The following is a 19,376-nucleotide window of genomic DNA, read 5'->3' as shown; positions in this document are numbered from 1 at the left end:
AGGTCACACCCACGGGGTCACAGCTCCAGTCGCCGGGACAGGTCCGAGCGGAACACCCCCGACGGGTCGACCCGCCGGCGGACGTCCCGGAAGTCGTCGAGGCGGGGGTACATCCGGCCCAGCCGCTCCGGCGCCAGCCGCGCGTCCTTGGCCAGGTAGACCCGCCCGCCCGCGGTCACCACCAGCTCGTCGAGGTGGTCGAGCAGCCCGCCCAGCGCCGGGTGGGCGGGCAGGTCGAGGGCGACGGTCCACCCCGCCATCGGGAACGACAGCAGACCGGGGTTGCCCGGCCCGAAGCGCTTGAGGACCGAGAGGAACGAGGCGTGCCCCTGCTCGGTGATCCGCTCGAGGATCCGCGCCATGACGTCCTCCGCGCCGTCCGGCACGACGCACTGGTACTGCACGAAGCCGCGCGGGCCGTAGAGGTGGTTCCAGCCCCCGACCCCGTCCAGCGGGTGGAAGAACGTCGACAGCGACTGGATCTCGCCGGTGCGGTGGGCCGGCGCCTTGCGGAACCAGAGCTCGTTGAAGGCGCGCACGGTGACCGGCCGGACCAGTCCGCCGGGCAGGTGCCGCGGGGCCGCCAGCCGGGGCCCGCGGGGGGTCGCGAGCGGCTGGCGCGCTGCGGCCCCGCCCAGCTGGTCACGCGTCGCGTGCTCGCCCTGCGAGAGGACCGAGCGGCCCAGCCGGCGGCCCCGGGCGAGGGTGTCGATCCAGGCCACCGAGTAGGTGTGGTCCGCGTCGGTCTCGCGCATCGCCGCCATCGTCGCGCGCAGGTCCGGGAGCCGGGTCGTCGTCACCGAGACGTACGACGTCTCCACCGGGATCGTCCGCAGCGCGGCCCGCGTGATCACCCCGGTGAGGCCCATGCCGCCGACGGTCGCCCAGAAGAGGTCGGGGTCCGTGTCGGGCCCGATCCGCCGGGTCTCGCCGTCCGCGGTCACCAGCTCGAGCCAGTCGACGTGACGGCCGATGCTGCCGACGACGTGGTGGCTCTTGCCGTGCACGTCGCACGCGATCGCCCCGCCGACGGTGACGTAGCGGGTCCCCGGCGTGACGGGCAGGAAGCGGCCGTGCGGGAGCAGCGCGGTCATCAGGTCGTGCAGGCTGGTGCCGGCCGCGGCGACCACCGCCCCCGCCCCTGCGTCCACCTCCACCGGACCGGTGACCGGGAGCAGCACCGCGCCCCCGGCGTTCTGGGCCGGGTCGCCGTAGGAGCGGCCCAGGCCGCGGGCGATCAGGCCCCGGGGCCCGGCCGCGCGAACGACCGCAGGCACGCCCCCCGGCTCCGCCGAGACCACCTCGGCGACCGTGGGAGCGGTGCCGCCCCAGCCGGACAGTGCGCGGTGCTCAGACATCGACGACCCCCAGCGTCAGCAGGACCAGCCAGACCAGACCGGTCGCCTGCAGCAGCCGGTCGCCCCAGACGATGTCCTCGGGCTCGGCGGCCTCACCCGCGTCGATGTCGACGGCGTACCGCAGCAGGCCCACGACGAACGGGACGATGGACAGGGTGTGCCACGGCACCTGCGAGCTGCCGGAGTTCTCGAACGCCCACAAGCAGTACGACATCGTGGTGGCGGCCGCGGCGATGCTCCAGACGAACCGCAGGTAGGTGTCGGTGTAGCGCACCAGCGAGCGGCGCGTGCCCGCCTCGCTGCCGAGGGTGTGCAGCTCGGAGTAGCGCTTGCCCGCCACCATGAACAGCGAGCCGAAGCCGGCGACCAGCAGGAACCAGTCGGAGATCGGCAGCCCGGCGGCCAGACCACCGGCGACCGCGCGCATCAGGAACCCGGCGGTCACCAGGGTGATGTCGAGGACCGGCTCGTGCTTGAGCCAGAAGGAGTAGAGCGCCTGCGCGGCCAGGTAGGCCGCCAGCAGGACCCCGAGCTCCCAGCGGGTCGCGAAGGCGGCGGCCAGGGCGAGGGCGGCCAGGCAGCCGGCGACCACCAGGGCCGTGGCCACCCCGAGCTGGCCGGCCGCGATCGGCCGGTGCCGCTTGCGCGGGTGCAACCGGTCGGCCGCCACGTCGGCGCAGTCGTTGACGAGATAGATCGACGAGGACGCCAGGCAGAACGCCACGAACGCCACCAGGGTCGCGGTCAGGACGTCGGCGTCGGTCACCTGCCCCGCCGCCAGGGGTGCCGCGACCACGAGGAGGTTCTTGGTCCACTGCTTCGGCCGCATCGACCGGAGCACGGCACCAGGGAGAGTCACCCGCGGAGTCTAAGAGACGCCCCGTTCCTGCAGCCCGCGCCCGGCCGGGACACTCCGAGGGACGCGGCTGGGGCACGCCGCGCGTGCGGTCGCCCACTACGCTCCACCCGTGGTTTCCCGATCCGGCCGTCTGGCCACCTTGCTGGGCGGGGGCGGATCGATCGCGGTCGCGATGGGCGTCATGAACGTCGCGACGTACGGCTTCACCATGGTCGCCGCCCGCCTGCTCGGCCCGCCCGCGTACGGCGCCCTCGCCGGCCTGATGGCCACGCTGCTGGTGATCACCGTGCTCCAGCTGGGGCTCCAGGCCACGGCCGCGCGCCGGATCTCGGCCGACCCCGACCACGTGGCGCAGATCGAGCGCACCATCCTCGGCGTCACCTACCGGGCGGCGCTCGCGCTCGCGGTGCTGCTCCTGGCCCTGTCGCCCCTCATCAACCGGCTGCTCCGGCTCGAGAGCCTGCCCACGGCCGCCCTGGTGGCCGTCACCTCGATCCCGTTCACGATCATGGGCGGCCAGGCCGGGATCCTGCAGGGCGAGCGCCGCTGGTGGCAGCTGTCGGTGCTCTACGTGCTCAGCGGCGTGCCGCGCCTCGTGATCGGCACGGCGCTGATCTGGTGGTCCCCCACCGAGACCAACGCCCTCATCGGCACCGCGCTCGGTGCGGTGGCACCCGTCGTCGCCGGCTGGTGGTTCCTGCGCCGCGACCGCGAGCCAGGGGTCAGCAGCGAGATGCACGGCTTCCGCTCGGTCATGATCGAGACGTTCCGCAACTCGCAGGTGCTGCTCGCGTTCTTCGCCCTCTCCAACGTCGACGTGATCGTGGCCCGCAACGTGCTGCCGGAGCACGACGCCGGCCTGTACGCCGGCGGCCTGATCCTCACCAAGGCCGTGCTGTTCCTGCCGCAGTTCGTCGTGGTGGTGGCCTTCCCGGCGATGTCGACGATCGCCGAACGACGCCAGGCGCTCACCACCAGCCTCGGTGTCGTGGCCGGGATCGGCGTCGCCGTCACGCTGGGTGCCGCGGCGCTGCCCCGGCTGGCGCTGGTCTTCGTCGGCGGCGCCGACTACACCGAGATCACCGACAACCTCGCGGTCTTCGCGGTGCTCGGGACGGTGCTGTCGATGCTGCAGCTGCTGGTCTACTCCGTGCTGGCCCGCCAGGCGCACCGCTCGGTGCTGCTGGTGTGGCTCGCACTGGTGGTCCTGGTGGTGCTGGGGCTGCTCACGACGGAGTTCGAGCAGCTGCTCACCGTGGTCATCCTCGTCGACGCCTCGCTGTTCGTGGTGCTGCTGGTGCTCGGCCTGCGCCGCACCGGCACGGAGCCGGCCGCGGTCGAGCCGCCGCTGGGCCCGGCCGGCTGACCCGGCCCTCGCTCCGGCCCCGCCCCGCGGCGTGGGTCAGTGCGCCGCCTCGTGCCAGCTGTGGCCGGTGCCGACCGAGACGTCCAGCGGCACGGCGAGGTCGGCGGCGGCGCCCATCTCGCGGCGTACCAGCGTCTCGAGCTGCTCCCGCTCACCCGGCGCGACCTCGAACACGAGCTCGTCGTGGACCTGGAGCAGCATCCTCGAGCGCAGCCCCGCCTCCTCGATCGCGCGCTGGACGTTGAGCATCGCCACCTTGATCAGGTCGGCGGCCGACCCCTGGATCGGGGCGTTGAGCGCCATCCGCTCGGCCATCTCGCGCCGCTGCCGGTTGTCGCTGGTCAGGTCCGGCAGGTAGCGGCGGCGACCCCAGATGGTCTCGGTGAAGCCGGAGCGGCGCGCCTCGTCCACGACGCCGGCGAGGTAGTCGCGCACCCCGCCGAAGGTCTGGAAGTACTCGTCCATCAGGCCGCGCGCCTCGCTCGGCTCGATCCGCAGCTGCTGGCTCAGGCCGAAGGCGGACAGGCCGTAGGCGAGCCCGTAGTTCATCGCCTTGATCTTGGCGCGCATCTCGACGGTGACCGCGTCGGCCGGCACGTCGAACACCCGGGCGGCGGTGATCGAGTGGAAGTCCTGCCCCGACCGGAACGCCTCGATGAGCAGCGCGTCCTCGGAGAGGTGCGCCATGATCCGCATCTCGATCTGGCTGTAGTCGGCCGTCATCAGGGACTCGAAGCCCTCGCCCACGACGAACCCCTCGCGGATCCGGCGTCCCTCCTCGGTGCGGATCGGGATGTTCTGCAGGTTGGGGTCGGTGCTGGAGAGACGGCCGGTGGCCGCGATCGTCTGGTTGAAGGTGGTGTGGATGCGGCCGTCCTCGGCGACGGTCTTGAGCAGACCCTCGATGGTCTGCCGCAGCCGGGTGACGTCGCGGTGCCGCAGCAGCGCGAGCAGGAACGGGTGCTCGGTCTTCTCGTAGAGCTGCTGCAGCGCGTCGGCATCGGTGGTCCAGCCGGTCTTGGTGCGCTTGGTCTTGGGCATGTCGAGCTCGTCGAAGAGCACGACCTGCAGCTGCTTGGGCGAACCGAGGTTGATCTCCTTGCCGATCACCGCGAACGCGTCGTCCGCGGCCTTCTTCACCTCGCCCGCGAAGTGGCTCTCGAGGCTCTCGAGGTGGTCGGTGCCGACCGCGATACCGGTGCGCTCGAGCTGGGCCAGCAGGTGCACCAGCGGCAGCTCGATGTCGGCGAGCAGGCGCACGCCGCCGTGTGCCTCGATCGCGTCGTCGAGGGCCTCGGCGAGGTCGAGCACCGCCCGCGCGTGCAGCATCGAGGTGTCGGCGGCACCGGTGTCGGCGCCGTCGAGGGTGTCGAAGCTGAGCTGGCCGCTGTCCTGGGACTCCTGCTTCAGCTCGCGCTTGAGGTAGCGCAGCGTCAGGTCGGCGAGGTCGTAGGAGCGCTGGTCGGGGCGGACCAGGTAGGCCGCGAGGGCGGTGTCGGAGACCAGCCCGTCGAGCGGCCAGCCCCGCGCCGACAGCGCCAGCATCGGGCCCTTCGCGTCGTGGAGCACCTTGGCCGCGGTGGCGTCCGCGAACCAGGCGGCCACCGCGGCGTCGTCCTCCGGGGTGATCTCGGCGGCATCGAACCAGGCGGCGGTGCCGTCCTGGGCTGCCAGGGCGACCGACCAGATCTCGCCGGTGCCGGCGCGCCAGGTGCCCTGCACGGTGACGCCGGTACGCCGGTCGCCCGGCGCGGCGTGCTCGGCCAGCCAGGCCGCCACCTCGCCCGAGCCGAGCCGGGCACCGACCATCTCGAAGCCGGAGTCGTCGATCTCCTCCTCCGACTGGAGGGTCTCGAACAGGCGGTCGCGCAGCACCCGGAACTCGAGGCTGTCGAAGAGCGTGTGCACCTCCTGGCGGTCCCAGGGCCGGACCGCCAGGTCGGTCGGGTGCAGCTCGAGGTCGAGGTCGCGGACCAGGGCGTTGAGCCGGCGGTTGCGGATCACGTCGCCGAGGTGGGCCCGCAGGTTGTCGCCGGCCTTGCCCTTGATCTGGTCGGCGTGGGTGATCACGTTGTCGAGGCCGTCGTACTGGGCGATCCACTTCGCAGCCGTCTTCGGCCCCACCCCCGGCACGCCCGGCAGGTTGTCGGAGTCCTCGCCCACCAGCGCGGCGAGCTCGGGGTAGCGGTGCGGCGGCACGCCGTACTTCGTCTCGACCGCCTCGGGCGTCATCCGCGACAGGTCGGACACCCCGCGCATGGGGTAGAGCACCGTCGAGTGGTCGGTCACCAGCTGGAGGCTGTCGCGGTCACCGGTGAGGATCAGCACGTCGAGGTCGGCGGCGAGGGCCTCGGTCACCAGGGTCGCGATGATGTCGTCGGCCTCGTAGCCCTCCTTCTTCAGGAAGGGGATGTGCAGCGCGTCGAGGACCTCCTCGATCAACGGCAGCTGGCTCTTGAACTCGTCGGGGGTCTTGTTGCGCTTGGCCTTGTAGTCCGGGTACTCGTCCATCCGGAAGCCCTGGCGCGAGACGTCGAACGCGACCGCGACGTGGGTCGGCTGCTCGTCGCGCAGGACGTTGATCAGCATCGACGTGAACCCGTAGACGGCGTTCGTGTGCTGCCCCGTGGTCGTCGAGAAGTTCTCCACCGGCAGCGCGAAGAACGCCCGGTAGGCCAGCGAGTGGCCGTCGAGCAGCAGCAGGCGTGGGCGGTCGGAGGCGGTCGGGGTCGCGGCGAGCTCAGGCACGGCGCGACTCTATCCGGCGGCGGGGACGGTCCCCGGGGCGGCAACGGGGTGCGCCACAATGGCGTCATGACCGACCCTGCCACCGCGTCCGCGCCCGGCGACAGCACCGTCGCCAAGTACCTCTCCTCCATGCCCGAGGGCATGGGCAGCCTCAACGAGCGGATGGGCATCGAGCTCGTGGAGGTCTCCGCCGAGCGGGTCGTGGGCACCATGCCCGTCGAGGGCAACACCCAGCCCTACGGGCTGCTGCACGGCGGCGCGTCCGTGGTGCTGGCCGAGACCCTGGGCTCGGTGGGCTCGGCCGCCCACGCGCACCCCGACCGGCTCTCGGTCGGAGTCGACATCAACGCCACCCACCACCGGTCGGCCCGCTCGGGCACGGTGACGGGAGTGGCGACCGCGGTGCACCTCGGCCGCAGCACGGCGACCTACGAGGTCGTCATCTCCGACGAGGACGGCCGCCGGGTCTGCACGTCGCGGATCACCTGCGCGCTGATCCCCCGGGAGAAGCTCACCCGCTGAGGGTCGATCACCCCGTGGGGTCGCCCACGGTGGAGGACTGGTTGCGCCGCATCGAGCGGCGCGCGGCCAGCACCTGTGTGAGCTGACGCCCGCCGTGGCGGTGCGCCGTGGACGGCCGCTGCGCGGTGAGCTTGGAGCGTACGGCGTGGGTCGTCGCCACCCGCAGCACCGCCTGCGGTCCCAGCGCGAGCCGGGCCATGAACCGGTTGGCGTCGCGCGAGCCGGCTGCGGCCGCGGTCGCGACGTGACCGATCCCCTGGTCCTCGGCGAAGGCCACCGCCGAGTCCATCAGCGCCCGACCGACGCCGTGGCGGCGGTACTGGGGGAAGACGTGCGGCGAGACCGCGAGCACGGTCGGCTCGAGGTTCAGCGGCGTCATCGTGGTGACCTGCAGGTGGACGGCCCCGGCGACCTCTCCGTCGTACTCCGCGACCACGATCCGCTCGGTCGGCGACGCGGCCGCGCGCTCGATGATCGTCACCAGGTCGGCCAGCTGCTCCTCGCGGTCGACCCGTCGCAGCACCTCGGTCCACAGCTCGGTGAGCAGGGGTGCGTCGGAGGGCAGTGCGCAGCGCAGCGCCACCAGTGAGCGGGTCATCTCGTCAGCCTTTCAGGCCGTCGTGCCGGGGGTGGGCGCGCGGCTCGGTCCCCCGCCACGCGACTCCAGAGGGCGAGACTACGCTCAGGGTCCCCGACCTGTCAGAGGAGTCCCGTGTTCCCCGGTATCGGCACCGTCGTGAACGTCCTCACCGTCCTCCTCGGGGCCACTGCCGGAGTCCTCCTCGGCAACCGGCTGCCGGTGCGCACCCGCGACGTCGTGACCGACGCGCTCGGGCTGGTCACCCTGCTGATCGCGGGCACCTCCGCGATGGCCGTGCTCGACGGCGACCTCGCGGACGCGGTCGGTTCCAGCGCCCCGATGCTGGTGGTGCTGGGCTCCCTGCTCGTCGGCGGGATCGCCGGGTCCCTGCTGCGCCTCGAGGAGCGCGTGGAGCGGTTCGGCGGCTGGCTGCAGCGCCGGCTGTCCGGCGAAGCCGGGTCGGTGGAGCGGCGCCGGTTCATCGAGGGGTTCGTGACCGCCTCGCTGCTCTTCTGCACGGGACCGCTGACCATCCTCGGGTCCCTCAACGACGGGCTCGGCAACGGGGCGGACCAGCTGTTCCTCAAGGCCGTCCTCGACGGCTTCGCCGCGATCGCCTTCGCGGCGTCCTTCGGCTGGGGCGTCGCGGCCAGCGTCGTGACCGTGGTGGGCGTCCAGGGCAGCCTCACCGTGGTGGGCTTCCTGCTGGGCGACGTGCTGCCCACGCCGCACCTCGCCGCGCTGACCGCGACCGGGGGCCTGCTGCTGGTGGGCGTGGCCCTGCGGCTGCTCCGGGTGCGCGAGATCCCCGTGGCCGACCTGCTTCCGGCGCTGGTCCTCGCCCCCTTTTTCGTGCAGTTCTCGGCCTGGATCCATTGAGGTAACGGTTCGGTCACGACAGGGTGCCCTGTGACCCGGCACACTCCGGGCGCACCTACCGTGGCATCGCCTGCCCAACCTCTCGGGGACGGGCTGCGGAGAAGTGCACCTCCACGCGACAGAAAGGTTCACCCCGTGAATCGATCCACCAAGGCCACCTGGATCAGGGTGATGGCCGGCACCGCCGCCCTCAGCTTCGCCCTGACCGCATGTGGCTCCGACGACTCCTCCGGGGACAACGCCTCGGACAAGACGTCGGCGTCCTCCTCCGAGTCGGCCGGCTCGAGCGACAAGTTCACCAACGACAAGTGCTCCGGCAACCAGACCAGCGCCGACGCGCTGCGCGTCGGCGGCATCCTGCCGCTCACCGGAAACCTCGCGTTCCTCGGTCCCCCGGAGGTCGCGGGCGTGGGCCTGGCCGTGTCGGACATCAACGCCGCGGGCGGCGTGGACGGGGCCAAGGCCTGCCACGACATCCAGGACTCCGGTGACTCGACCGACATGTCGGTCTCCACCTCCTCCGCGGGAACCCTCATCGCGAACAAGCCGTCCGTCGTCATCGGCGCCGCGTCCTCGAGCGTGTCGCTGAACGTCGTGGACACCTTCGCCGACAACAAGATCGTCGAGGTCTCCCCCGCCAACACCGCGGTGGACCTGAGCGGCTACTCGCCGTACTACTTCCGCACCGCTCCGCCGGACGGCATCCAGGGCAACGCGCTCGGCACCCTGATCAGCACCGACGGCTACCAGAAGGTCGCGTTCCTGGTGTTCAACGACACCTACGGCACCGGTCTGCGCAACGCCGTCGAGGAGACCATCACCGGCTCCGGCGGTGAGTGCGTCTACGGCTGCAAGGGCGACGGCGACGAGTTCCCCGCCGGCCAGACGACGTTCTCGTCCGAGGTCAGCGCGGCCCTCGCGTCCAAGCCCGACGCCATCGTCGTGCTCGCGTTCGACGAGACCAAGCAGATCGTGCCCGAGCTGGCCTCGCAGGGCTGGGACATGTCGAAGACCTACTTCTCCGACGGCAACACCGCCGACTACAGCGCGACCTTCGAGAAGGGCACCCTCGAGGGCGCCCAGGGCACCATCCCCGGCGCCGACCCCGACGCCGCGTTCAAGGAGCGCCTCAGCGGGTGGGCCGAGGTCGGCGAGGGCAAGCCGCTCACCGACTACGCCTACGGTGCCGAGTCCTACGACGCCACCATCCTCGCCGCGCTCGCCGCGGTGAAGGGCGGCGGCACCGACTCCGAGACCATCCAGAAGAACTACGCGGCGGTCTCCGGCGCGACCGGTGGCGAGGAGTGCAAGACCTACGCCGACTGCCTCGAGCTGCTCAAGGCCGGCAAGGAGATCCGGTACGCCGGCCCGTCGGGCATCGGTCCGATCAACGACAAGAACGACCCGTCCTCGGCGTTCATCGGCATCTACACCTTCAACGCCGACAACAAGAACGAGCTGACCAACTCGGTCGAGGGATCCTCCTGATCCGCACGCTCGTCTGACTGACACACACACCAGTCGGGCCCCGGACCTCACGGTCCGGGGCCCTTCTGCGTGCGGCCGACAGAGCCGGGCGCGCCCCAGCCCTTGTAACGCGGTGTCCACGGCACTGGTGCGGTGTTGCGGCACCGCGCCAGCGCCGTGGACACCGCGTTACATGAGAGGGCCGCTCCCATGCACGAGGGCCCCGGACCAGTCGGTCCGGGGCCCTCGGAGGTCGTGCTGTGGGCGGCTCAGTGCTTGGGGTGCTCCTCCTCGACGTCCTTGGCCAGCGTGCCGAGGTAGAGCTCGATGACCTTGGGGTCGTTGGCGAGCTCGCGGCCGGTGCCGGTGTAGGCGTCGCGACCCTGGTCGAGGACGTAGCCACGGTCGCAGATCTGCAGGCACCGACGGGCGTTCTGCTCGACCATGACCACGCAGACACCGGTCTTGTTGATCCGGCGGGTGCGCAGGAAGGTCTCGTCCTGACGCACCGGCGACAACCCGGCAGACGGCTCGTCGAGCAGCAGTACCGACGGCTCCATCATCAGCGCGCGTGCCATCGCCAGGGACTGGCGCTCGCCGCCGGACAGGGCGCCGGCGCTCTGGTTGCGCCGGTCGTGCAGGACCGGGAAGAGGTCCCACATGGCGGCCAGCCGCTCGGAGACCTTCTTCGGGCGCAGGAACAGGCCCATCCGGAGGTTCTCCTCGATGGACAGCGACGGGAAGACGTTGTTGGTCTGCGGGACGAACCCGACGCCCATCTCCACCAGCTGGTTGGTGCGCAGGTTGGTGATGTCGCGGTCCCCCAGCATGACGGTGCCGGAGTGCACCTTCACCAGGCCGAACATGGCCTTGAGCAGGGTCGACTTGCCGGCGCCGTTGGGGCCGATGATGCCGATCATCTCGCCGGGGTAGGCGACCAGGCTGCAGCCATTGAGGATGTTGACGCCGGGGAGGTAGCCCGCCACGACGTCCTTCGCCTCGACGACCGCCTTCTGGCTGCCCGGCACGGGCTCTGCACTCACTGGGACTCCTCCTCGCGCTCGGCGGCCACTTGCGCCTCGATCTCCTCCATGACCTCGTCGCTGAGCAACGCGTCGTCGCCCAGGTCGGTGTCGTGGTGGGCGCCGAGGTAGGCGTCGATCACGGCGGTGTCGGACATGACCGAGTCGGCCGGACCCTCCGCCACCAGGCGCCCCTCGGCCATCACGTTGACCCAGTCCGAGATGTGGCGGACGACGTGCATGTCGTGCTCGACGAAGAGCACGGTCATGCCCTCGTCGCGCAGGCTCTGGATGTGCCCGAGCAGCGACTGGGTGAGCGCAGGGTTCACGCCCGCCATCGGCTCGTCGAGCATGATCATCTTGGGATCGCTCATCAGGGCCCGGGCCATCTCGAGGAGCTTGCGCTGGCCACCGGACAGGCTGCCGGCGTAGTCGTCCTTCTTCTCCAGCAGCTTGAAGCGGGCGAGCAGCTCCTTGGCCTTCTCCTCGATCTCGCGCTCCTGGCGACCCCACAGGGGCCGGAAGACGCACTTGAGGAGGTTCTCCCCGGCCTGGTCCTGGGCGCCGAGCATCATGTTGTCCATCACGGTCATCCGGCTCAGCGCCTTGGTCAGCTGGAAGGTGCGGACCATGCCGGCCTTGGCGACGCTGGACGCGGACGTCTTGTCCAGCTTCGCGCCGTCGAAGGACCAGTGGGCGCCGGTCTTCGCCGACGACGGCCGGTCGAACCCGGTGATCAGGTTGAAGAACGTCGTCTTGCCGGCACCGTTCGGGCCGATCAGGGCGGTGATGATGCCGCGCTGGACCTCGAGGTGCTCGACGTCCACCGCGGTCATGCCGCCGAACTGGCGGACGATCTTGTCGACCACCAGGATCGGGTCGGGCTTGGCCGCACCGGGTGAGGTGTCGACCCCGGACATCAGGGCCCGGCGCGCCTCCGGGTCGGACAGGTCGGACCTGCTCACCGTTGACTCAGACATTGAACCGCAGCTCCCTCTTGTTCCCGAGGATTCCTTGTGGCCGGAAGATCACGATGAGCATCAGGGCCACGCCGACGACGATGTAGGAGAACTGCTCGGTCTGCTGGCCGTTCATGATGCTGTCGGGGACGTAGCCGTTGGCGATGCCCTTGATCATGATGCGGGCCGAGTAGAAGATGATCGACCCCAGCACCGGGCCGAAGATGGTCGCCGCGCCACCGAGCAGCAGCGCGGTGTAGCAGAAGAACGTCAGCGAGCGGCCCATGGAGTCGGGCTGCACCGAGGCGGGCAGCACGTAGATCATGCCGCCGAGGGCACCGAAGAGGCCGCCGATGACCAGCGCCTGCATCTTGATGGCGAAGACGTTCTTGCCGAGGCTGCGGATCGCATCCTCGTCCTCACGGATTCCGCGCAGCAGGCGCCCCCAGGGGCTGCGCACCAGCAGGAACACCACCAGCAGGCAGATACCCACCAGAAGCCAGGCCACGAAGCGCACCCACCAGCCGCTCACACCGGTGTTCTGGTAGTTCACCGGCATCAGGAAGAAGAGCATGAAGACGCCGAGGGCGATGAGGGCGCCGACCGCCGTACGTCGTGCGGTGTTGCCGACGCGGCTGCCCGACCGGACCAGGGCCACGATGCCGGCGACCGTGGCGACCAGGACCAGCCAGCCCATCAGCCGCACCCAGCCGGCGCCGTTCGCGACGTCGAGGTAGTTGTAGGGGCTCAGCGTGGAGTCACCGCCACCGAAGAACGACAGGTTGCTGAAGGGGGTGCGGTAGGTGACGCCCTGGAGGCCCTGGGCCGCACCGGTGAAGTCGGTCAGCAGCGCCGATCTGCCGACGTACCTGATGATCTCGGCGGCCGAGATCGTCACGATGGCGAGGTAGTCACCGCGCAGCTTCAGCGTCGGGGCTCCCAGCACCAGGGCGAACACGAACGCCGCGGCGAAGCCGATGATGATGCCGACGATGAGCGGCAGGTCGTGGCCGATCGAGATCGCGAAGCCGTACGCACCGAGCAGCATGAAGCCGGACTGGCCGATGTTGAGCAGCCCGGTGAAGCCGAAGTGGATGTTCAGGCCGATCGCGGCGATCGCCACGGCAGCGGTCTGCGGCGAGATCGCCTCGCGCAGCATCGAGTTGAGAATCGACTGGAGAGTGTCCATGACCCGTCCTTCCTAACCGACCCGCTCCGGGCGGCCGAGCAGGCCCTGGGGCCTGACCAGCAGCAGGAGGATGAGGATCAACAGCGCGGTGGCGTACTTGAAGTCACCGGGCATCCCCAGCACCGGGGAGAGCTCGACGACCAGGCCGATGATGAGCGAGCCGACCAGGGCGCCGAAGGCGGTGCCGAGGCCACCGAGAGTGACGGCCGCGAAGAGCAGCAGCAGGATCTGCAGGCCGGAGTCCCACTTGATGCCGTTGGTGACCAGGGCGTAGAGCAGGCCGGAGAGGCCGGCGAGCGCCATGGCGACGGTCCAGACGAGCCGGATCACCTTGTCCACGTCGATGCCGGACGCGGCGGCCAGCGCCGGGTTGTCGGACACCGCCCGGGTGGCGCGACCGACGCGGGTACGCAGCAGGGCGTAGCCCACGGCCGCGATCACGACGATCGAGATGCCCATCGCCACGAAGGACTGGTTGGTCATCGTGATCGGGCCGATCTCACGGACCGAGGGGTTGTCCTGGACGACGCGGACGGTGCGCGCGCCGATCGTGTATTGGAAGGTGTATTGCAGGGCCAGCGAGAGGCCGATCGTCACGATCATCATCTGGGTGAGCCCGAGGCCGCGGCGCCGCAGCGGCATCCACATCACCCGGTCCTGGAACCAGCCGGTGAAGCCGCAGAGGATCACGACGAGGATCCCGCCGACCCAGACGTTGAGCCCGTGCTCGTTGATGAGCACGTAGCCGAGGATGCCGCCGAGGCCGACCTGCTCGGCGTGGGCGAAGTTCGAGAGGCCGGTCGTGCCGTAGATCAGCGAGAGGCCGATCGAGGCGAGGGCCAGCAGGAGGCCGAGCCGCAGGCCGTTGGCCGAGCTCTGGACCAGCTCGTCGAACTTGCTCGTCGAGGAGACGTACGCCGAGGTCCGCACCGGGATCAGGGCCGGGACGGTCTTGCCGAACTTCGCCTGGACGGTGATCTCGGCCGAGCCGGAGACTGCCGTGCCGTCCGGCAGGGTGTCCTCCTGGAGGGCCACCGTGTAGGGCCCCTCCTTCTTGACCTGGAGGCTCCACTTGCCGTCGTCGCCGGTCGTGACCTCCTCGGCGTTGCCCGCCTCGTCGGTGATCGTCAGCTTCGCGTCCGGGACCACGCCCTCGTCGGAACGCACGGTGCCCGCGATGCAGGCGGCGTCCGTCGAGGGCAGGCACAGGGTGCCGACCGCACTCGCCGGTGGAGCACCGAGCAGGAGGACCAGCGGAGCCAGGAGCAGCGTCACGACGACGCCGGCGAAACCCTGCCGAACACCCCTCTCCACTCCCCGCTCATGGACTGACTGTCGAGACTTCAACTCGGTCCTCCGATCCAGGCACCCGGCGGGCGCTGCCCGGCAGTCTAGGGGTCCGGAAGGTGGGCCGCGCCACATCCCCACGCCGATCCGATGAGTCGTTCGGGCCTTTACCGAGTCGTGACATCGACGAGACGAGGCCGTGTCATGACTGTCGGCGCGAGTGGCTGCTGACGCCCCTCAGCCGGCGATGCCGGGACCGTGCGTGACGACCCCTTCGGCGACCTGGCGCATCGAGAGCCGCAGGTCCATGGCGGTCTTCTGGATCCAGCGGAACGCCTCCGGCTCGGTGAGCTGGAGCTGCTGCTGCAGGATGCTCTTCGCGCGGTCGACCGCCTTGCGGGTCTCCAGCCGGTCCTGCAGGTCGGCCACCTCGGTCTCGAGCTGGCTGAGCTCGGCGAACCGGCTGACCGCCATCTCGATCGCCGGCACCAGGTCGCCCTGCGTGAAGGGCTTGACGAGGTAGGCCATCGCGCCGGCCTCGCGGGCACGGTCGACCAGGTCGCGCTGGGAGAAGGCCGTCAGGATCACGACCGGGGCGATGCGCTGGCCGGCGATCCGCTCGGCGGCCGCGATCCCGTCGAGCACGGGCATCTTGACGTCGAGGATCACCAGGTCGGGGCGGAGCTGCTCGGCGAGCTCCACGGCCCGGGCTCCGTCGCCGGCCTGGCCGACGACGTCGTACCCCTCCTCGGTGAGCATCTCGGCGAGGTCCATGCGGATCAGCGCCTCGTCCTCGGCGATGACGACGGTGCGCGGGGTGGCGGCTGCGGGCTCGGTCACGAGCAGAAGATTATCGGCAGCCACCGGGACCGCCCCGCGCCGGCCGGTCCGGCGCTGAGGTCAGGCCGGCTGCGGTGCGGCAGTACGCCGCCGGCCGAGCTCGGCGAGGAAGATCTCGACCTCGTCACGCTCGACGCGCAGGCGGCTCAGGTCGGTCGCCGCGCTGCGGGCGTTGGCGACCGCCCGCTGGTTGCTCCGTCGCCCCCAGAGCCAGAACCTCACCATGACACTCTCCCCATCCTTGCCGGAGTTTAAGTCTACTGGATTTGTAGAGATTGCCCAAGGGGTCTCACCGATTGCCGATCGGATAGGGTCTGGCTCCGCCGGCCCCGGTACTCCAACGGCAGAGAGAGTGGTCTCAAACACCATCCAGTGTGGGTTCGAATCCCACCCGGGGCACCCGTCGGACGTGTGCGATGTCGGCGCATCCTGGCAGCCTCGCCGCGTGTACTCCCGCCGCGTCCAGGAGCAGGCGCTCGCGCACCTGACGACCGGGGCGACACTGTCGGAGGTCAGCCGGGCCACGGGGGTCAGCCGGGCGACCCTGCGCTCCTGGCGGGAGCAGGGGCCTCGTCAGGACCGAGGGACCTGCCCGGCCTGTGACGGGGCGGACCTGGTCCGCACCGCCTACGCAGCCGTCCTGGGCTACTACCTCGGTGACGGCCACGTCAGCCGGGCTGCGCGCTACTTCGCGCTGCGCATCACCTGCGACGCGACGTACCCGGCGATCATCGAGGACGTGGTCGACGTCGTCACCCAGGTGCATCCCGGACGCCAGGTGTTCAGGGTGCCCGCACCCGGCTGCGTCGTCGTCCAGTCCCACTGGATGCACTGGCCCTGCCTGTTCCCGCAGCACGGTCCGGGCCGCAAGCACGAGCGGCCGATCGTGCTCGAGGACTGGCAGCGGGACATCGTGGAGGAGCACCCGGCAGCGTTCCTCCGCGGCCTGTTCCACTCCGACGGCTCCCGGGTGCGCAACTGGGCGACCCGGGTGGTGGCCGGCGAGCGCAAGAGGTACGACTACCCGCGGTGGCAGTTCACCAATGTCTCCAGCGACATCCGGGAGCTCTGCTGCTGGGCCCTCGACCTGGCCGGCGTCGCCTGGCGCCGGTCGAACCACAAGACGATCAGCGTCTCGCGGCGAGCCGATGTCGCCCGCCTCGACGACCTGGTCGGCCCGAAGGGATGACCCTCAGCCGCGCCGGTACGCCGGGGCGACGCCGTTGATGGCGTCCCCCATCCGGTGGATCCGCAGCGCGTTGGTGGAGCCGGGGATGCCGGGGGGCGCGCCGGCGATGATCACGACGAGGTCGCCCTCCTCGACCCGGCCGATGCGCAGCAGCTGCTCGTCGACCTGGCGGACCATCTCGTCGGTGTGCTCGACGGCGGCGGTCTTGAACGTCTCGACGCCCCAGCTCAGTGCGAGCTGGGAGCGCACGGCCGCCTCCGGCGTGAACGCCAGCAGCGGGACCGGGCCACGCAGCCGCGACATGCGACGGGCCGAGTCGCCGCTCTGGGTGAACGCGACGACGTACTTCGCGGCGACGCGCTCGGCAACCTCCGCGGCCGCCTTGGCGATGACTCCACCCTTGGTGTGCGGGTCCCAGTCGATCTCGCGCAGCTGGCCGGGGCCGTCCTGCTCGAGGGCGTGCCGCTCGGTGGCGGAGATGATCTTGGCCATCGTCTCGACGGTGTGGACGGGGTACTCCCCCACGCTCGTCTCGCCGGACAGCATGACCGCGTCGGCGCCGTCGAGCACGGCGTTGGCCACGTCGGAGGCCTCGGCCCGGGTCGGGGCCGGGTTGGAGACCATCGACTCGAGCATCTGGGTCGCGACGATGACGGGCTTGGCGTTGAGCCGGGCCTTCTCGATCACCTGCTTCTGCAGGAACGGCACGTCCTCGAGCGGGCACTCCACGCCGAGGTCACCGCGGGCGACCATGAAGCCGTCGAAGGCGGCGATGACCTCGTCGAGGTTCTCGATCGCCTGCGGCTTCTCGATCTTCGCGATGACGGGGAGGCGCACGCCCTCCTCGTCCATGATCTTGCGGACGTCGGCGGCGTCCTTGGCGTCGCGCACGAAGCTGAGCGCGATGAAGTCCACGGTCAGGTGCAGGGCGAACCGGAGGTCCTCGATGTCCTTCTCCGACAGCGCCGGCACGGACACCGCGACGCCGGGCAGGTTGATGCCCTTGTGGTTGCTCACCTTGCCGCCGACGAGCACCTCGGTGCGGACGTCCTGGTCCTCGACCGCGGTGACCCGCAGGCGCACCTTGCCGTCGTCGATGAGGATGGGGTCGCCGACGTTCACGTCGCCCGGGAGTCCGGCGTACGTCGTGCCGCACTCCTTGTCGTTCCCGTCGACGTCGCGGGTGGTGATCGTCCACTCCTGGCCGCGGCGCAGCAGCACCGGGCCGTCGGAGAACGTCGCCAGCCGGATCTTCGGGCCCTGCAGGTCGGCGAAGATGCCGACGCCGTGGCCGCTGGCGTCCGAGGCCTCGCGCACCAGCCGGTAGGACTCGGCGTGGTCGGCGTGGCTGCCGTGGCTCATGTTCAGCCGGGCGACGTCCATGCCGGCGTACACGAGCTCGCGGATGCGACGCGGGGAGGAGGTTGCCGGGCCGAGGGTGCAGACGATCTTGGCTCTACGCACGTCCCTCACCCTAGCGGGTTCTTAGATCGTTCCAACACTCAGCCGTGACGTCTTCCCAGCCGGTTCCTGACGTTCTCAGCCGAGGCGACGGCTGAGAACGTCAGGAGTCACCGGTGCACCGGTGATCCAGCCCGGACTCAGACGACCAGCGGACGCTCGGTCGGCTTGATCGGCGCGGGGAGCGTGGTGGAGCCGGTCAGGAAGGTGTCCACCGCCGCGGCCGCCGCACGACCCTCGGCGATCGCCCACACGATCAGCGACTGGCCGCGGCCCGCGTCGCCGGCGACGAAGACGCCCGGGACCGACGACATGTACGACGCGTCGCGGGCGATGTTGCCGCGCTCGTCGAGGTCGACGCCCAGCTGCTCCACGAGGCCCGCCTTCTCGGGGCCGGTGAAGCCCATCGCGAACAGCACCAGCTCGGCCGGGATCTCGCGCTCGGTGCCCTCAAGCTCGACGAGCCTGCCGCCCTGGAACTCCACGTCGACCAGGCGCAGCGCCCGCACGTTGCCGTCCTCGTCGCCGAGGAACTCCTGGGTGGAGACGGAGTAGACCCGCTCCCCCGCCTCCTCGTGCGCCGAGGAGACCCGGAACACCATCGGGTACGTCGGCCACGGCTGGCCGGCCGGCCGCTGGCCCGGAGGCTCGGGCATGATCTCCAGCTGCGTGATCGACGCGGCACCCTGACGCGTGGACGTCCCGAGGCAGTCCGCGCCGGTGTCGCCGCCGCCGATGATGACGACGTGCTTGCCCTCGGCGGTGATCTGGCCCTCGACCTCCTCGCCGAGCGCGACCCGGTTGGCCTGCGGGAGGAACTCCATCGCCTGGTGGATCCCGCCGAGCTCGCGGCCGGTGACCGGCAGGTCGCGGGCCTCGGTCGAGCCCATGGCCAGCACGACCGCGTCGTACCGGTCCTTGAGGCTCTGCCCGGTCAGGTCACCGCCGACGTCCACGCCGGACCTGAAGACGGTGCCCTCGCGGCGCATCTGGTCGAGGCGCTTGTCGAGGTGCTGCTTCTCCATCTTGAACTCGGGGATGCCGTAGCGCAGCAGGCCGCCGATCTTGTCGGCGCGCTCGTAGACGGCGACCGTGTGGCCGGCCCGGGTCAGCTGCTGGGCGGCGGCCAGACCGGCCGGGCCCGAGCCGATCACCGCGACCGTGCGGCCGGAGAGCCACTCCGGCGGCTGGGGCCGCACGAAGCCGGAGTCCCACGCCTTGTCGATGATCGAGACCTCGACGTTCTTGATGGTGACCGGGTCCTGGTTGATGCCCAGGACGCAGGCCGTCTCGCACGGGGCCGGGCACAGGCGACCGGTGAACTCCGGGAAGTTGTTGGTCGCGTGCAGGCGCTCGATCGCGCCCTCCCAGTCGTCGCGCCAGACCAAGTCGTTCCACTCCGGGATGATGTTCCCGAGCGGGCAGCCCTGGTGGCAGAACGGGATGCCGCAGTCCATGCAGCGACCGGCCTGCTCGGTGATGATCGGCAGCAGCGCCCGCCCCGCACTTCCGGGGTAGACCTCGTTCCAGTCGTGGACCCGCTCCTCGACAGGTCGCCGCTCGGCGACCTCGCGGCCCGTCTTGAGGAATCCCTTGGGGTCAGCCATTGCACGCCTCCTTCGTCGGCGAGCAGCGGCCCGCCATGCTCTG

The 19,376-nt window shown here is 70.7% G+C and carries 17 protein-coding genes and 1 tRNA gene; 6 read left to right on the top strand and 12 right to left on the bottom strand.

Annotated features, from left to right (window positions below; all coding sequences use genetic code 11):
* Positions 1–17: 17 nt before the first annotated feature.
* Positions 18–1,358, bottom strand: a complete 1,341-nt coding sequence (locus tag ACFO9I_RS09305) for an FAD-binding protein (protein WP_379180074.1) — start codon at positions 1,356–1,358, stop codon at positions 18–20.
* Positions 1,351–2,217, bottom strand: a complete 867-nt coding sequence (locus ACFO9I_RS09300; RefSeq protein WP_379180072.1) for a decaprenyl-phosphate phosphoribosyltransferase — start codon at positions 2,215–2,217, stop codon at positions 1,351–1,353. Before ACFO9I_RS09300 ends, ACFO9I_RS09305 begins: the two co-directional genes overlap by 8 nt.
* 109 nt (positions 2,218–2,326) lie before the next feature.
* Here ACFO9I_RS09300 and ACFO9I_RS09295 point away from each other — a divergent pair, with 109 nt between their 5' ends.
* Entirely contained in the window at positions 2,327–3,583 is a 1,257-nt protein-coding gene (locus ACFO9I_RS09295) for a lipopolysaccharide biosynthesis protein (RefSeq protein WP_379180070.1), read from the top strand.
* 36 nt (positions 3,584–3,619) lie between these two features.
* Here the strand turns inward: ACFO9I_RS09295 and polA are convergent, their stop codons facing one another.
* Complete coding sequence (gene polA / locus ACFO9I_RS09290) at positions 3,620–6,331, bottom strand: DNA polymerase I (protein WP_379180068.1); 2,712 nt, start codon at positions 6,329–6,331, stop codon at positions 3,620–3,622.
* A gap of 66 nt (positions 6,332–6,397) precedes the next feature.
* Between polA and ACFO9I_RS09285 the strand changes: the two genes are divergently transcribed.
* Complete coding sequence (locus ACFO9I_RS09285) at positions 6,398–6,853, top strand: PaaI family thioesterase (protein WP_379180066.1); 456 nt, start codon at positions 6,398–6,400, stop codon at positions 6,851–6,853.
* Positions 6,854–6,860: 7 nt separating this feature from the next.
* On the opposite strand, the gene ACFO9I_RS09280 is transcribed toward ACFO9I_RS09285, so the two are convergent.
* Positions 6,861–7,451 carry a GNAT family N-acetyltransferase gene (locus tag ACFO9I_RS09280; RefSeq protein WP_379180064.1) on the bottom strand — a complete coding sequence of 197 codons (591 nt, stop codon included), beginning with the start codon at positions 7,449–7,451 and terminating at the stop codon, positions 6,861–6,863.
* 114 nt (positions 7,452–7,565) lie between these two features.
* Here ACFO9I_RS09280 and ACFO9I_RS09275 point away from each other — a divergent pair, with 114 nt between their 5' ends.
* Together ACFO9I_RS09275 and ACFO9I_RS09270 are read left to right on the top strand one after the other, a co-directional pair.
* Complete coding sequence (locus tag ACFO9I_RS09275) at positions 7,566–8,312, top strand: DUF554 domain-containing protein (RefSeq protein ID WP_379180062.1); 747 nt, start codon at positions 7,566–7,568, stop codon at positions 8,310–8,312.
* A 135-nt stretch (positions 8,313–8,447) separates the two neighbouring features.
* The gene (locus tag ACFO9I_RS09270) at positions 8,448–9,800 is read left to right on the top strand and encodes an ABC transporter substrate-binding protein (protein ID WP_379180060.1); all 1,353 of its coding nucleotides are present in this window, start codon (positions 8,448–8,450) and stop codon (positions 9,798–9,800) included.
* 248 nt (positions 9,801–10,048) lie between these two features.
* Here ACFO9I_RS09270 and ACFO9I_RS09265 read toward each other — a convergent pair whose 3' ends face one another.
* The 6 genes from ACFO9I_RS09265 to ACFO9I_RS09240 form a co-directional block, all read right to left on the bottom strand.
* Positions 10,049–10,822, bottom strand: coding sequence for an ABC transporter ATP-binding protein (locus tag ACFO9I_RS09265; protein WP_379180058.1), 774 nt, complete (start codon positions 10,820–10,822; stop codon positions 10,049–10,051).
* Positions 10,819–11,766 (bottom strand): ABC transporter ATP-binding protein, encoded by a 948-nt coding sequence (locus ACFO9I_RS09260; protein ID WP_379180056.1) that lies wholly within the window; start codon positions 11,764–11,766, stop codon positions 10,819–10,821. Before ACFO9I_RS09260 ends, ACFO9I_RS09265 begins: the two co-directional genes overlap by 4 nt.
* 7 nt (positions 11,767–11,773) lie before the next feature.
* Positions 11,774–12,949, bottom strand: a complete 1,176-nt coding sequence (locus ACFO9I_RS09255; RefSeq protein WP_379180054.1) for a branched-chain amino acid ABC transporter permease — start codon at positions 12,947–12,949, stop codon at positions 11,774–11,776.
* A gap of 12 nt (positions 12,950–12,961) precedes the next feature.
* Entirely contained in the window at positions 12,962–14,263 is a 1,302-nt protein-coding gene (locus ACFO9I_RS09250) for a branched-chain amino acid ABC transporter permease (protein WP_379180052.1), read from the bottom strand.
* A gap of 210 nt (positions 14,264–14,473) precedes the next feature.
* The gene (locus ACFO9I_RS09245) at positions 14,474–15,076 is read right to left on the bottom strand and encodes an ANTAR domain-containing response regulator (protein ID WP_379180050.1); all 603 of its coding nucleotides are present in this window, start codon (positions 15,074–15,076) and stop codon (positions 14,474–14,476) included.
* A gap of 60 nt (positions 15,077–15,136) precedes the next feature.
* Positions 15,137–15,301 carry a hypothetical protein gene (locus tag ACFO9I_RS09240; protein ID WP_379180048.1) on the bottom strand — a complete coding sequence of 55 codons (165 nt, stop codon included), beginning with the start codon at positions 15,299–15,301 and terminating at the stop codon, positions 15,137–15,139.
* Positions 15,302–15,402: 101 nt separating this feature from the next.
* Here ACFO9I_RS09240 and ACFO9I_RS09235 point away from each other — a divergent pair.
* Together ACFO9I_RS09235 and ACFO9I_RS09230 are read left to right on the top strand one after the other, a co-directional pair.
* Positions 15,403–15,475: transfer RNA gene (locus ACFO9I_RS09235), tRNA-Leu, on the top strand.
* 46 nt (positions 15,476–15,521) lie between these two features.
* Positions 15,522–16,265 (top strand): transposase, encoded by a 744-nt coding sequence (locus tag ACFO9I_RS09230; RefSeq protein ID WP_379180046.1) that lies wholly within the window; start codon positions 15,522–15,524, stop codon positions 16,263–16,265.
* Positions 16,266–16,268: 3 nt separating this feature from the next.
* Here the strand turns inward: ACFO9I_RS09230 and pyk are convergent, their stop codons facing one another.
* Positions 16,269–17,729 carry a pyruvate kinase gene (gene pyk / locus ACFO9I_RS09225; protein WP_379180044.1) on the bottom strand — a complete coding sequence of 487 codons (1,461 nt, stop codon included), beginning with the start codon at positions 17,727–17,729 and terminating at the stop codon, positions 16,269–16,271.
* Positions 17,730–17,866: 137 nt separating this feature from the next.
* A complete protein-coding gene (locus ACFO9I_RS09220; RefSeq protein ID WP_379180042.1) occupies positions 17,867–19,333 on the bottom strand; it encodes a glutamate synthase subunit beta in 1,467 nt (488 codons plus the stop codon).
* Positions 19,334–19,376: the final 43 nt, after the last annotated feature.

Origin of the sequence: Nocardioides sp. GCM10023255, from assembly GCF_042653125.1 — a bacterium.
GTDB lineage: Bacteria > Actinomycetota > Actinomycetes > Propionibacteriales > Nocardioidaceae > Nocardioides.
Note: the sequence above shows the minus strand (reverse complement) of the source record. Positions and strands in the feature narration are given on the sequence as shown.